This window comes from Achromobacter sp., assembly GCF_050285585.1.
Taxonomy (GTDB): Bacteria; Pseudomonadota; Gammaproteobacteria; order Burkholderiales; family Burkholderiaceae_B; genus Achromobacter.
Genome location: NZ_JBLZXF010000026.1, coordinates 1 through 11,960, shown reverse-complemented (window position 1 = coordinate 11,960; position 11,960 = coordinate 1). Strand labels below are relative to the sequence as shown.

Genomic DNA, 11,960 nt, shown 5'->3' with positions numbered 1-11,960 from the left:
CATGCTTGATTAATTACTTTGTTCGAAAGTATGCTTCGGGCTTCACACTTATTCACACAACACGGAAAGACGGCTCTCGGATCGGGAGGCCGTCTTTTTTTTAAGGGAGGTTTCCGCATGGCCCGCAAGACGAAAGAAGAGTCCCAACGCACCCGCACCCGCATCCTGGATGCCGCGGAGCGCGTGTTCCTGTCCAAAGGCGTGGCCGGCACCACCATGAGCGATATTGCCGACCAGGCGGGCATTTCCCGGGGCGCCGTCTACGGCCATTACAAGAACAAGATCGATGTCTGTATCGCGATGTGCGACCGGGCGCTCGGCGAGGCGGCGCCGCTGACGCAGGTGTCGACGGACGGAGAGGCGCTGGAGGCGCTCTACGATTCGATGCGCCAGTACATCCAGATCTACGCCGAAGAGGGGTCCGTGCAGCGCGTGCTGGAGATCCTGTACCTGAAGTGCGAACGCAGCGACGAGAATGCGCCGCTGCTGCGCCGCCGCGACCTCTGGGAACGCCATGCCCTGCGCACGTCCGAGAAATTGCTGCGCGCCGCCGTCAAGCGCGAAGACCTGCCGCGCGCGCTGGATATCAGGCTGTCCAACATCTACCTGCATTCGCTGGTCGACGGTGTGTTCGACAGCCTTTGCTGGTCCGACCGCCTCAAGGGCGATCTCTGGCCGCGCGTCGATCGCATGCTCCGCGCCGCCATCGACACCCTGCGGCTCTCCATGCACCTGCGGACGCCTCAAGCCGCGTAGGCCCTCAGCCGGGCGCCCCTCAGCCGGGCACCCCTCAGCCGGGCGCCCCTACAATCACCGCATGACCCTCAAGCAACTCGAAGCCTTCTACTGGGCCGCCACCTGCGCCAGTTTCGCCGTGGCCGCGGAGCGCCTGCACCTGTCGGTGTCGTCGCTGTCCAAGCGCATCACCGAGCTTGAGGAGGCCCTGGGCCAGCCGCTGTTCGACCGCAGCGGGCACAAGGCGGTGCTTACCGACGCCGGCCTGCGCCTCCTGCCCCAGGCGCGCGACCTGCTGGCCGCCGCCGAGCAGTTGCGGGCCTCGCTGGCGGAAAGCCCGGGGCTGCGCGGCCGCTGCCGCTTCGGCGTGGGCGAACTGACGGCGCTGACGTGGCTGCCAGGTCTGATCCGGGGGGTGCGCGCCGCCTATCCGGACCTCGTGCTGGAGCCCTATGTCGATATCGGGCAGGTGCTGGAACGGCGCGTGGCCGACGGCGAACTGGATTTCGCGGTGATCGCCGGCAGTTCGTCGCGCCCCGGGATCGCATCCACGCCCATCGGGCAGGCCGACTTTTCCTGGTCGGCCTCGCCGGCCGTGCTGGCTGGCGCCACCCGCATGGTTCCCGAATTGCTGGAGCGTCTGCCGTTGGTGACGCTGCCGGCGGGCGCGGGCACCACGCGCATCATCGACGGCTGGCTCGCGGGCCGGGACGCGGGGGGCGAGCGCCTGTGCTGCAACAACTGGGGCGCGGTGGTCGGCCTGCTGATCGAAGGCACCGGCGTGGGCCTGCTTCCCAGCCATTGGGCCAGGGCGCTGCAGGCCGAGGGCAGCCTGCGCGTGCTGGATTGCGATCCCGGGCTGGCGGCCTTGCCCTATGCGTTCCAGTATCGGCGCGACGACACCCGGCCGCTCGTCGGCAAGCTGCGCGACCAGGTCCGGGCCGCCGTGGATTTCTCGGCGCCTTGCCGGATTCCGTGAGCGCGAGGCCGCTTCCCGCGGCTCGGCATGGCGGGGGCCTTGTCCGCAAGGCGGCCGTCTCCCTCGGAATTTAGGCCCGCGACCGCCGAGGCTCTATACAATCGCCGCGCGCCTGGCGCAGAATCCGACAAGAACGTGCGCAGCGGGGGATGGGCCCGGCAGTGCAGCACGGCTCGGGTCTGTTCCTCCATGCCGGGCGGCGTGCCGCAGGCGCGCGGGGAAGCAGGCCGACCTGAATCGACGGAGATATTCATGCGTAAACTTTGCCTCGCCATGGCCATGGCGGGAATGCTGGCCAGCGGATTGGCGCAAGCCCAATCGACCCTGCGCATCGGGCTGCAGGATGACCCGGACGTGCTGGATCCCGTGCGTGCCCGCACTTTCGTCGGCCGCATCGTTTTCGCCTCGCTGTGCGACAAGCTGGTGGAGATTACGCCTGACCTGAAGATCGTGCCGCAGCTGGCGCAATCCTGGACCATCAGCCCCGACAACAAGGTGCTGACCTTCAAGCTGCGCACGGATGCCGTCTTCCACGACGGCACGCCGGTGAACGCCGCGGCCGTGAAGGCCAACCTGGACCGCGCCCGCACCCAGCCCGACAGCAACCGCAAGAGCGAGCTGGCCACGGTTGCCAGCGTGGAGGCCCCGGACGCCGGGACCGTCGTGCTGAACCTGTCCGAGCCGGACGCGTCGCTGCTGTCGCAACTGTCGGACCGCGCCGGGATGATGATGTCGCCGGCCTCCTTCGACAAGGATCCGGGCGGCAAGCCCGTGTGCTCGGGTCCGTACCAATTCAAGGAGCGCGTGCAGAACGATCGCATCGTGCTCGAAAAGTTTCCCAAGCACTGGGATGCCGCCAACTATCATTTCGACCGCCTGGTCTTCACGCCGATCCCCGACACCACGGTGCGGCTGAACAACCTGCGCGCCGGCGACCTCGACATCATCGAGCGCGTGGCCCCCAGCGACGCCAAGGCCGTCAAGGACGACAAGAACCTGCGCCTGGCTCCCGTGACGGGCCTGGGCTTCCAGTCGATCTCGGTCAACCTGGGCAACGGCGCGCGCGCCGACAATCCGCTGGCCAAGGACAAGCGCGTGCGCCAGGCGCTGGACCTGGCGATCGATCGCGACGTACTGAACCAGGTGGTCGGCGAGGGTATGTTCCAGCCTGCCTACCAGCCGTTCCCGCCGGCCAGCTTCGCCTACAACACCGCTTTCGAGCACAAGGGCCGCGATCCGAAGAAGGCCCAGGCCCTGCTGAAGGAGGCCGGCTTCGACCGCGTCAAATTCGAGATCACCTTCGGCAACAACACGACCATGCAGCAGGTGTTCGAACTGGTGCAGGCCATGGGCGCCGAGGCGGGCTTCGACATTACCCTGCGGCCGGTGGAATTCGCGTCGCTGCAGTCTTCGCTCGCGCGCGGTGATTTCGAGGTGGGGCAGAGCGGCTGGTCCGGCCGGGTGGACCCCAGCGGCAATATCCACCAGTACGTGAGCTGCAAGGGCAACCTGAACGACGGCAAGTTCTGCGATCCCGCGGTGGACAAGCTGCTCAACGACGCCCGCGCCGAATCCGACGAGGCCAAGCGCCGCGCCCTGTATGACCAGGTGCTGACGGCCATGCAGGACCAGCGCCCCATCGTCTACCTGTTCTACCTGCCGTGGACGTTCGGCGTGCAAAAGAAGCTGGAAGGCTTTGTGCCGTACCCCGATGGCCTCATCCGGCTCAAGGGCGTAACCGTCGCGAAAAAATAGATCGGATTCCGTGTCAGGCACCCGGGGAACGCCGTCGCGGATTGACGTCCGCCTCGCAGGGGTGCCGGACACTGCGTATCTCTATCGCGGTCCTTCTTGGTGTCTGACAGCTTTTGTGAGGTAGAACGTGGATATGCCGTCCAGCGCGCCGCATGCGCAAGTCAACAACAGTCCCTACGTAGCACGCGCTATGGGGGACGCCACGGATCCGGCTTTGCCGGTCCGTAGGCGTCGTCCCCTTGAGGCGACCCGCGCAGCGGGTAGGGGGTAAGCCATGTTTACAACGCGTCCGGAAATTCTCGGCACCTTCGGTGTCGTGACCTCCACCCATTGGCTGGCCAGCGCGGCCGGCATGTCGCTGCTGGAGCGCGGCGGCAACGCGTTCGACGCCTGCGTCGCCTCGGCCTTCGTGCTGCAGGTGGTCGAGCCCCATCTGGTCGGTCCCGCCGGTGAAGTGCCCGCGGTCTTCCATTCGGCGCGCACCGGCCGCGTCGAGGTGCTGTGCGGGCAGGGCACCACCCCGGCGGCGGCCACGCTGGAGCGCTACCGAGCCGAAGGCCTGACGCTCATCCCCGGCAACGGCCTGCTGGCTACGGTCATCCCCGGCGCCTTCGACGCCTGGATGCTGCTGCTGCGCGACCACGGCACGATGCGCGTGCGCGACGTGCTGGAGCCGGCCATTTACTACGCGGAGCATGGCCACGCGCTGATGCCGCGCATCTCCAACACCATCGCCGGGCTGAAGGACTTCTTCGAAACCCACTGGCCCACGACGGCCCAGGTCTATGTGCCGGGCGGCAAGGTGCCGGAAGCCCGCAAGCTGTTCCGCAACCCGGCGCTGGCGCGTACCTGGACCCGGGTGCTGAAGCAGGCCGAAAGCGCCGGCGGAGATCGCGAACGCCAGATCGAGGCGGCGCGCGACGCGTTCTATCGAGGCTTCGTGGCCGAAGAGATCGAGCGGTTCGCGCGCGGCACCGACGTCATGGACGAGAGCGGCTCGGCCCATCGGGGCGTCATCGCCGCGGACGACCTGGCGGGCTGGTCCGCCAGCTACGACAAGCCGGTCGCCTACGACTACCACGGCTATACGGTGGCCAAGGCCGGCCCGTGGAGCCAGGGCCCGGTGTTCCTGCAGACCCTGGCGCTGCTCAAGGGCATGGACCTGGCGGGCGTCGGCCCGACCAGCGCGGAATTCGTGCATCGGATCACGGAGGCCATGAAGCTGGCCTTCGCCGACCGCGAGGCCTATTACGGCGATCCGGCCTTCGTGGACGTGCCGCTGCAGCACCTGTTGTCCGACGCCTACAACGACGAACGCCGCGCGCTGATCGGCGACATGGCCTCGCAGGACCTCTTGCCGGGCCGGGTGCCGGGCTTCGAGGCGCAGGTGGCGCGCGTCATGGACACGCTGCAGCGCCTGTCGCCGGTCTCCGCGCCCGGCAGCGCCACCAACGAGCCTACCCTTGCCGACATGCGCGCCTCGGCCAAGCGCGGCGACACGACGCACGTCGATGTCATCGACCGCTGGGGCAACATGATCTCGGCCACGCCGTCCGGCGGGTGGTTCCAGTCCTCTCCGGTCATTCCCGAGCTGGGGTTCGGCCTGAATACGCGCGCGCAGATGTTCTGGCTGGAGGAAGGCCTGCCCGGCACGCTGGCGCCGGGCAAGCGCCCGCGCACCACGCTCACGCCCTCCCTGGCGCTGCGCGACGGCAAGCCCTATCTGGCTTTCGGCACGCCGGGCGGCGACCAGCAGGAACAGTGGCAATTGCTGTTCTTCCTGCGCCACGTCCACCACGGACTGAATCTGCAGGAAGCGATCGACCTGCCGATGTCCCACACCATGCATTTCCCCACGTCCTTCTATCCGCGGGACCGCAAGCCGGGGCATCTGGCGCTGGAGGCCAGCTTCGGCGCCGAGGTCATCGAGGCGCTGCGCCAGCGCGGGCACCGGATCGAGCAGGTGCCGGAATGGTCCGTGGGCCGACTGACCGCCGCGTCGCGCGACGCCGACGGACTGCTGCACGCGGCCGCCACGCCGCGCCTGATGCAAGCCTACGCCGTCGGCCGCTGACCTGCCGCGATCCGCGCGGCGGGCTCTGTTGCGGCGGTTTGCCGGCATGGGGTATGTTTGACCCATGACGCCATCCCAGCAGAGCCCCGCGGCAGGGGCCCGGTCCCTGACGGGGCAGGAACCGCTCTTCATCGTCCTCAACACAGGATCGGGGCGCGGCGACGCGCAGGCCCTGCAGGACACCGTCCGCCGCATGCTCGATGCGGCCGGGCGGCGCTATGCGCTGATGCCTATCGAAGATCCTTCCCGGCTGGCCGAATCGGCCCAGGCCGCCGTCCGGCGCGCGCGCGGCGAGCAGGGCGTCGTCATCGCCGCGGGCGGCGACGGCACGCTCAACGCGGTCGCCGGCGCCGTGCTGGGCCAGGGCGTGCCGTTCGGCATCCTGCCGCAGGGCACCTTCAATTACTTCGGCCGCAGCTACGGTATCTCCCAGGACACGGAAACGGCGCTGCGCGGCTTCCTGCAAGGCCAGCCCCGGCCGGTGCAGGTCGGCCTGCTCAACGGCCGGCCGTTCCTGGTCAATGCCAGCCTGGGCCTGTACCCGCAATTGCTCGAAGACCGCGAGGCCTACAAACAGAAATACGGCCGCAGCCGCATGGTGGCCCTCTGGTCGGGGCTGGTCACGCTGCTGCGCGCGCCGCGCCAGCTGAGCCTGCTGCTCGACTACGAAGGCAAGGCCCGGAACCTGCGGTCCCCCACCTTGGTGGTGGGCAACAACAAACTTCAGCTCGAACACGTGGGCATCCCCTCCGAAGAGCTCGGCCAGGGCCGCCTCATCGCCATGGCGGCTCGGCCGGTCGGCTCGCTGGCTCTCTACGGCCTGCTGCTGCGCGGCCTGGCCAGCCGGCTCGGCGACGCCGAGCACGTCGTCAGCTTCGCTTTCGATCGTTTGACCGTGGACGTCCGCGGACGCCGGCGGGTCAAGGTGGCGATGGACGGCGAGATCTCCTGGATGAATACGCCGCTGGAATTCAAGGTGGCTGCCGATCCGTTGCCGCTGGTGGTGCCGGCGGACCCGCAATGCCTGGACCGTTCATGACGCGCATTCTGCATCTTTCCGACACTCACTTCGGCACCGAGCGCAAGCCGGTCGTCGAAGCCGCGCTGGACCTGGCCCGCGCGCTCGCGCCCGACCTGGTCGTGCTCAGCGGCGACATCACGCAGCGCGCCCGGCGCGGCCAGTTCGCCGCCGCGCGCAAATTCATCGAACGCCTGTCGCTGCCCGTCCTGGCGGTGCCGGGCAACCACGATATTCCCCTGTTCAACGTGTTCGCGCGGGCGCTCAATCCCTATGGCAACTACAAGCGCGCCCTGGGCGCCGTGCTGGAACCCGTGTTCGAGAACGATGGCCTGCTCGCCATCGGCGTGAACACGACCAGACCGCGCCGCCGCAAGGACGGCGAGATCTCGGCCGGGCAGATCGCTCGGGTCGCCCAGCGTCTGCGCCAGGCTCGGCCCGGCCAGCTGCGGGTGGTGGTGGCGCACCACCCGGTGCGCGCCAAGGTGGAATCCGACTTGTCCAACCTGCTGATCGGACGCCAGCACGCGCTCGAGGCCTGGGCCCAGGCCGGGGTCGATCTCGTGCTTGGCGGCCATATCCATCTGCCCTACGTGCTGCCGCTGGACCCGTCCGCGCCGGCCGGCGGCTGGATCGTCCAGGCGGGGACCACCTGCTCGCATCGGGTGCGCGGCAAGATTCCCAACTCGGTGAATGTGATTACGCGCGAGGCAGAGGGCGGCTGCCACGTCGAGCGGTGGGATTACGCCGCGGGGACGAATGCATTCGCGCCGGTCGACAAGACGCTTGTCGCGCGGTAGCGTGGCCGGCGGCGAGAATCTTCTCATGGACGCTTGCAAATGACGGACGTCTATGCCGCGTGGGCCGCGGCCCATGCCCTGCTGTTGTTCATCCTGCTGCCGCTTTTGAGCGGCGCGGGGGCGTTGCTGTTCGCGCGCTGCTGCCGCGGCCTGTCGCGCCGAGGGCGCGGGCTGTGCTTCGCGCTGGGCATCGGCGCCTCCTTCGCGGTGTTCCTGGCCCTGGCCATTGCGGTCGGCAGCCAGGGCGCGGTGGTGGAGTTCGACAGGGCCCTGGCCGGTTCCCTGAGCATGTCGATGTCGATGCCCCTGCTATGGCTGCTGTCCTGGTTCACCTATCTGGGCGACCGGAATTTCCTGACGGGGATAAGCGTGCTGATGACGCTGTACCTGCTCTGGAACCGGCAATGGCGGCTGGCGGCGTTCTGCGCCATCACCACGGGCGCGGGCGGCGCGCTCAACTGGCTGCTCAAGCAGAATTTCGAACGGCTGCGCCCGGAACACGACCACGGCTACGCCAGCGCGGCGGGATGGAGCTTTCCCAGCGGCCACTCCTCGGCCTCCATGGCGGTCTACGGCACGGCCTGCTATCTATTGTGGCGGCTGGCGCCGCCGTCCTGGCGGCTGCCGGGCATTGCGGTCCTGGCGGCGCTCATCGTGGCGATCGGGCTCAGCCGCATCCTGCTGCAGGTCCATTTCGCCAGCGATGTGATCGCGGGCTTTTCGGTCAGCCTGGGCTGGCTGGCCCTGTGCGTCGCGGCGGAGCGCGGCCTGCGCGCGTCAGGCGAGCGGGGCGAGCGCCTGCAATAAGCGCGCTTCGGCGGCGCCCGCGGCCTCGGCCGCGACCAAGGGCGCGCAGGCGTAGCGCCCGCCCGCCGCGACGATGGCCTGGTTCAGCCGGCGCGCGCGCTCCGCGGACGGCGGCTCCAGGTCCACGATCAGCTTGCCGGCGATGGCTGCGGTTACGTTGCCGTCGCTGAAGCGCTCCAGGGTGCGGTCGATCTCGCGCTCGCGGGGCAAGGCGAGCACGATGGTGTCCGATTCCGCAAGCGCCTCGCGCGCGGACGTGGCAAGCGTGGCGCTGCCGCGGAAGTCCTCGCAGCGATCGGGCTCGATGTCGTACAGGGTGAGGGCGATGTCCGGCTCCGCCGCCAGGAGGCGCTGGGCGGCCTGCGTGCCGGTCCTGCCCATGCCGACGATGCTGACGCGCAGGCTCATGGCTTGGGCACCGACCACGTGCTCACGATATGGGCCAGGGGCTCGTCCGAGCCCTCGCCGGTCAGGATGACTTCTCCCGCCGACAGCCGCCCCACCTTGAGCAGCCGGGCGTCGGCGTAAATCGCGCCCGCCGGGCTCTTGCGCAGGAAATTGATCGTCAGGCTGGCCGTGACGGCGTGCGCCTGCCCGGTGGCGCCCACCACCGCGGCGTACATGGTCAGGTCGGCCAGCCCCATCAGCATGGGGCCGGCGACGATGCCGCCCAGCCGCTGGTGGGCGTCGCGCGCGGGCAGCACGGCGCGCGCCGTGCCGTGGCCGATGCGCAGCACGTCGATGCCCAGCAGCATCGAGAAGGGGTGCTGGTCCGCCAGCAGGATGTGAAAATCGGCGAGGCTGATCAGCGGAGCCTCGGTCCGGGTGTCCAGGTCGGTTGCGGTCATCGTTGTTCCAGGGCGTGGCAGTAGTTGTCCAGCAGCGCGTCCGCGCGCTGGCCCAGGGATTTCAGGCGATGGGTGTGCTGCAGGAGCAGCAGCCCCATCAGGTAGGTGAAGAGATTCATCTGTTCGACCTCCACCACGGCGGCGCTCCACGACTTCGTCCTGGCCAGGGCCTGGCCCAGCAGGTCGACGCACTGGCGCAGGCGCGCATTGAGCCTTTCGTCCATTTCCCGGCCCAGCCCGCGCGGCCCCAGCCCCTGGAACAGGTACATGCCCAGCGAGAAGTCCGTGCGGCGCTCGGCGTAGTAGCCGAAGAAGGCGTGGATCGCGCTGCGCGCGGCCGTCCGGGCGTCCGCCGCTTCCGCCGCGCGGCTCAGGTGGGCGTGCAGGCGCTCCAGGGACTCCTCCAGCAGCGCGCCATAGATGGTTTCCTTGCCGGCGAACCATGGGTAGATCGCGCCGGTGGTGCAGCCGGCTTCCGCAGCGATCGCGCGGATCGTCGTTTTTTCCAGGCCGTCGCGCTCGAACACGCGCTGGGCGGCATCGAGAACGAGCTGCCGGCGCAGCGCGTTCAGGCGTTCATTGCGGCCGGGGCGGGAAGAGGAGGAGGGCATGGCGTGGAAGCAGGATCCGGTGCGTTCGATCATATCGGCGATTTTTATTTATAACAATGTTATTTGCCAGGCGCCGGACGAAGCCGGGACGGGCCGGGGGAGGCTCTAGAGGGATACGCGGGCGGGCGGCTGCGCGCAGCGCCGGAATGGGGACTCGCCGGCATGAAATCCGGCGCGAACATGGCCGCCGAAATGGGCCCAATAATTAGGGGCAGGGCTGAAAGTCGCATGAATAGGACCTTGTCCACTTTTGCTAGGGTAAGCCCCAACGGGATCGTCGGAGCGTCGGCGGGATGTTGCAATATCCCAACAAGCCTGTCGCAAACCTGCACTTTTCTGATGCCGACCATAGCCAGCCCCCCTGATTTTTGATGCAATAGCGTCAACTTCCCTTCGCGGAGTTAGGGGGGCGGCAGGCTGGTTTGCTGGATTGCTGCTCTTGTCACTCAAATCAACGGAGATTTCTTAAATGAAAAAGACTCTGCTCGCTGCCGCCCTGCTCGCCGGTTTTGCCGGTGTCGCCCAGGCAGAAACGTCTGTCACCCTGTACGGCATCATCGACACGGGCCTCGGCTACAACAAGATCAGCGGCGGTACTGATGCCCAAAACGGCAGCCGTTTTGGCATGATCAACGGCGTCCAGAACGGTTCGCGCTGGGGTCTGCGTGGTTCGGAAGATCTGGGTGACGGCCTGCGCGCTGTTTTCCAACTGGAATCGGGCTTTGATTCGGGCAACGGCAAGTCGGCTCAAGGTGGCCGTCTGTTCGGCCGTCAAGCCACGGTCGGTCTGGCCTCCGACAGCTGGGGTCAACTGGACTTCGGTCGTCAAACCAACATCGCCTCGAAGTACTTCGGCTCGATCGATCCGTTCGGCGCCGGCTTCGGCCAAGCCAACATCGGCATGGGCATGAGCGCGATGAACACGGTTCGCTGGGACAACATGGTCATGTACCAAACCCCGTCCTTCAGCGGCTTCCAGTTCGGCGTTGGCTACTCGTTCAGCGTTGACGACAACGCTGGCGCCGACCGCGTTGGCTTCCGCACCGCCGACAACGTCCGTGGCATCACCACCGGCCTGCGCTATGTCAACGGCCCCCTGAACGTCGCTCTGTCGTACGACCAACTGAACGCCAGCAACAACCAGTCGCAAGCTGCTGTTGACGCTACCCCGCGTTCGTATGGCATCGGCGGTTCGTACGACTTCGAAGTCGTCAAGCTGTCGCTGGCCTATGCCCGCACGACCGACGGCTGGTTCGGCGGCCAAGGCATCAACGGCATCACCTCCGGTGACGTCCTGGGCACCAACATCTTCGCTGACGGCTTCAAGGCCAATTCGTACATGGTCGGCCTGAGCGCCCCCATCGGCGGCGCCAGCAAGCTGTTCGGTTCGTGGCAAATGGTTGACCCGTCGAACGACAAGCTGACGGGCGGCGACGACAAGATGAACGTCTTCTCGCTGGGCTACACCTACGACCTGTCGAAGCGCACCAACCTGTACGCCTACGGTTCGTACGCCAAGAACTACGCCTTCATCGACGACGTCAAGTCGACCGCTGTCGGCGTCGGTATCCGTCACCGCTTCTAATCCAAAGCAGGGCGCAAGTCCTGCCTGGATTCAAAGCGTGCGAACGGGCTTCGGCCCGTTCGCATGAAAGCCACCCTTCGGGGTGGTTTTTTTTCGCCCTGTGGACGGATTTCCGGCGCCTGGCGGAGAGGTTCGGGCCGGCTGTTGTAAGCTTGCAGCGCTGTCCGGAAAGCTGCGACTGTTCCATCTGAGGAATGCAGTCTTTCACCTGCTGTTCGGGCTACAGAGTTCAGCCAGAAGTAACCGCGCGAATGCTACAATCCTAAGGTTTGCGCATTTGACGGACGCCTGAATGAACCTGCAACAGTATTTCCCCGTCCTGCTGTTTATCGTAGTGGCCACCCTCATCGGGTTCGCGCTTCTAACGGCCGGCTCCCTCCTTGGTCCGCGGCGTCCGTACGCCGAGAAGCTTTCGCCGTATGAGTGCGGCTTCGAGGCTTTCGAAGACGCCCGCATGAAGTTTGACGTGCGCTACTACCTCGTGGCGATTCTGTTCATTCTTTTCGACCTCGAAATCGCGTTCCTGTTCCCGTGGGCCATCGCCCAGGGCACGGTCGGGCTCGTCGGGTTCTGGACGGTCATGGTCTTCCTGGCCGTGCTCACCGTCGGCTTCATCTACGAATGGAAAAAGGGCGCGCTGGATTGGGAATGACCCGCCGGGTTATCTCACAGCACGCTATCAGAGACGAATATGGCTATAGACGGCATTCTCAAGCAAGGGTTCATCACAACCAGCGCCGACAAGTTC

General features: G+C 67.0%; 12 protein-coding genes and 1 pseudogene. 9 read left to right on the top strand and 4 right to left on the bottom strand.

All coding sequences use genetic code 11. The annotated features are described in order from the left end of the window. Positions 1 to 117: 117 nt before the first annotated feature. The gene (axyZ, locus tag ACN6PJ_RS24365; protein ID WP_427998367.1) at positions 118 to 756 is read left to right on the top strand and encodes a multidrug efflux transcriptional repressor AxyZ; all 639 of its coding nucleotides are present in this window, start codon (positions 118 to 120) and stop codon (positions 754 to 756) included. Here the strand turns inward: axyZ and ACN6PJ_RS24360 are convergent. Next, a pseudogene (locus ACN6PJ_RS24360) lies at positions 744 to 809 on the bottom strand (hypothetical protein); the annotation flags it as partial. The gene axyZ and the pseudogene ACN6PJ_RS24360 overlap by 13 nt on opposite strands. Positions 810 to 817: 8 nt before the next feature. On the opposite strand from ACN6PJ_RS24360, the gene ACN6PJ_RS24355 reads away from it, so the two are divergent. The 6 genes from ACN6PJ_RS24355 (at position 818) to ACN6PJ_RS24330 (ending at position 8,168) form a co-directional block, all read left to right on the top strand. Next, positions 818 to 1,714, top strand: coding sequence for a LysR family transcriptional regulator (locus ACN6PJ_RS24355; RefSeq protein WP_427998366.1), 897 nt, complete (start codon positions 818 to 820; stop codon positions 1,712 to 1,714). A 252-nt stretch (positions 1,715 to 1,966) separates the two neighbouring features. Then, entirely contained in the window at positions 1,967 to 3,469 is a 1,503-nt protein-coding gene (locus ACN6PJ_RS24350; protein ID WP_427998365.1) for an ABC transporter substrate-binding protein, read from the top strand. Positions 3,470 to 3,743: 274 nt separating this feature from the next. After that, on the top strand, positions 3,744 to 5,543 hold the full coding sequence (locus ACN6PJ_RS24345; RefSeq protein WP_427998364.1) for a gamma-glutamyltransferase family protein: 1,800 nt from the start codon (positions 3,744 to 3,746) through the stop codon (positions 5,541 to 5,543). Between the two features lie 64 nt (positions 5,544 to 5,607). Next, positions 5,608 to 6,582: a diacylglycerol/lipid kinase family protein gene (locus tag ACN6PJ_RS24340; protein WP_427998363.1), complete on the top strand. Its 975-nt coding sequence runs from the start codon at positions 5,608 to 5,610 to the stop codon at positions 6,580 to 6,582. Beyond that, entirely contained in the window at positions 6,579 to 7,361 is a 783-nt protein-coding gene (locus ACN6PJ_RS24335; RefSeq protein WP_427998362.1) for a metallophosphoesterase family protein, read from the top strand. The genes ACN6PJ_RS24340 and ACN6PJ_RS24335 overlap by 4 nt, the downstream gene beginning before the upstream one ends. 39 nt (positions 7,362 to 7,400) lie before the next feature. Then, the gene (locus ACN6PJ_RS24330) at positions 7,401 to 8,168 is read left to right on the top strand and encodes a phosphatase PAP2 family protein (protein ID WP_427998361.1); all 768 of its coding nucleotides are present in this window, start codon (positions 7,401 to 7,403) and stop codon (positions 8,166 to 8,168) included. On the opposite strand, the gene ACN6PJ_RS24325 is transcribed toward ACN6PJ_RS24330, so the two are convergent. From ACN6PJ_RS24325 to ACN6PJ_RS24315, 3 genes are read right to left on the bottom strand one after another with little or no spacing between them, the layout of a single operon-like run. Continuing rightward, positions 8,139 to 8,576, bottom strand: a complete 438-nt coding sequence (locus ACN6PJ_RS24325) for an NAD(P)-binding domain-containing protein (RefSeq protein WP_427998360.1) — start codon at positions 8,574 to 8,576, stop codon at positions 8,139 to 8,141. The two genes, ACN6PJ_RS24330 and ACN6PJ_RS24325, sit on opposite strands and share 30 nt — an antisense overlap. Beyond that, entirely contained in the window at positions 8,573 to 9,016 is a 444-nt protein-coding gene (locus tag ACN6PJ_RS24320; RefSeq protein ID WP_129242893.1) for a PaaI family thioesterase, read from the bottom strand. Before ACN6PJ_RS24320 ends, ACN6PJ_RS24325 begins: the two co-directional genes overlap by 4 nt. Continuing rightward, entirely contained in the window at positions 9,013 to 9,627 is a 615-nt protein-coding gene (locus ACN6PJ_RS24315; protein ID WP_427998409.1) for a TetR/AcrR family transcriptional regulator, read from the bottom strand. The genes ACN6PJ_RS24320 and ACN6PJ_RS24315 overlap by 4 nt, the downstream gene beginning before the upstream one ends. Positions 9,628 to 10,096: 469 nt before the next feature. On the opposite strand from ACN6PJ_RS24315, the gene ACN6PJ_RS24310 reads away from it, so the two are divergent. After that, complete coding sequence (locus ACN6PJ_RS24310) at positions 10,097 to 11,212, top strand: porin (RefSeq protein ID WP_427998359.1); 1,116 nt, start codon at positions 10,097 to 10,099, stop codon at positions 11,210 to 11,212. A gap of 292 nt (positions 11,213 to 11,504) precedes the next feature. Then, positions 11,505 to 11,864: an NADH-quinone oxidoreductase subunit A gene (locus ACN6PJ_RS24305; RefSeq protein WP_006217959.1), complete on the top strand. Its 360-nt coding sequence runs from the start codon at positions 11,505 to 11,507 to the stop codon at positions 11,862 to 11,864. Positions 11,865 to 11,960: the final 96 nt, after the last annotated feature.

What these genes read in the sequence shown, in the direction of transcription:
- axyZ (WP_427998367.1), top strand. Translation starts at nt 118, where the DNA reads ATGGCCCGCAAGACGAAAGAAGAGTCCCAACGCACCCGCACCCGCATC.
- ACN6PJ_RS24355 (WP_427998366.1), top strand. Translation starts at nt 818, where the DNA reads ATGACCCTCAAGCAACTCGAAGCCTTCTACTGGGCCGCCACCTGCGCC.
- ACN6PJ_RS24350 (WP_427998365.1), top strand. Translation starts at nt 1,967, where the DNA reads ATGCGTAAACTTTGCCTCGCCATGGCCATGGCGGGAATGCTGGCCAGC.
- ACN6PJ_RS24345 (WP_427998364.1), top strand. Translation starts at nt 3,744, where the DNA reads ATGTTTACAACGCGTCCGGAAATTCTCGGCACCTTCGGTGTCGTGACC.
- ACN6PJ_RS24340 (WP_427998363.1), top strand. Translation starts at nt 5,608, where the DNA reads ATGACGCCATCCCAGCAGAGCCCCGCGGCAGGGGCCCGGTCCCTGACG.
- ACN6PJ_RS24335 (WP_427998362.1), top strand. Translation starts at nt 6,579, where the DNA reads ATGACGCGCATTCTGCATCTTTCCGACACTCACTTCGGCACCGAGCGC.
- ACN6PJ_RS24330 (WP_427998361.1), top strand. Translation starts at nt 7,401, where the DNA reads ATGACGGACGTCTATGCCGCGTGGGCCGCGGCCCATGCCCTGCTGTTG.
- ACN6PJ_RS24325 (WP_427998360.1), bottom strand. Translation starts at nt 8,576, where the DNA reads ATGAGCCTGCGCGTCAGCATCGTCGGCATGGGCAGGACCGGCACGCAG.
- ACN6PJ_RS24320 (WP_129242893.1), bottom strand. Translation starts at nt 9,016, where the DNA reads ATGACCGCAACCGACCTGGACACCCGGACCGAGGCTCCGCTGATCAGC.
- ACN6PJ_RS24315 (WP_427998409.1), bottom strand. Translation starts at nt 9,627, where the DNA reads ATGCCCTCCTCCTCTTCCCGCCCCGGCCGCAATGAACGCCTGAACGCG.
- ACN6PJ_RS24310 (WP_427998359.1), top strand. Translation starts at nt 10,097, where the DNA reads ATGAAAAAGACTCTGCTCGCTGCCGCCCTGCTCGCCGGTTTTGCCGGT.
- ACN6PJ_RS24305 (WP_006217959.1), top strand. Translation starts at nt 11,505, where the DNA reads ATGAACCTGCAACAGTATTTCCCCGTCCTGCTGTTTATCGTAGTGGCC.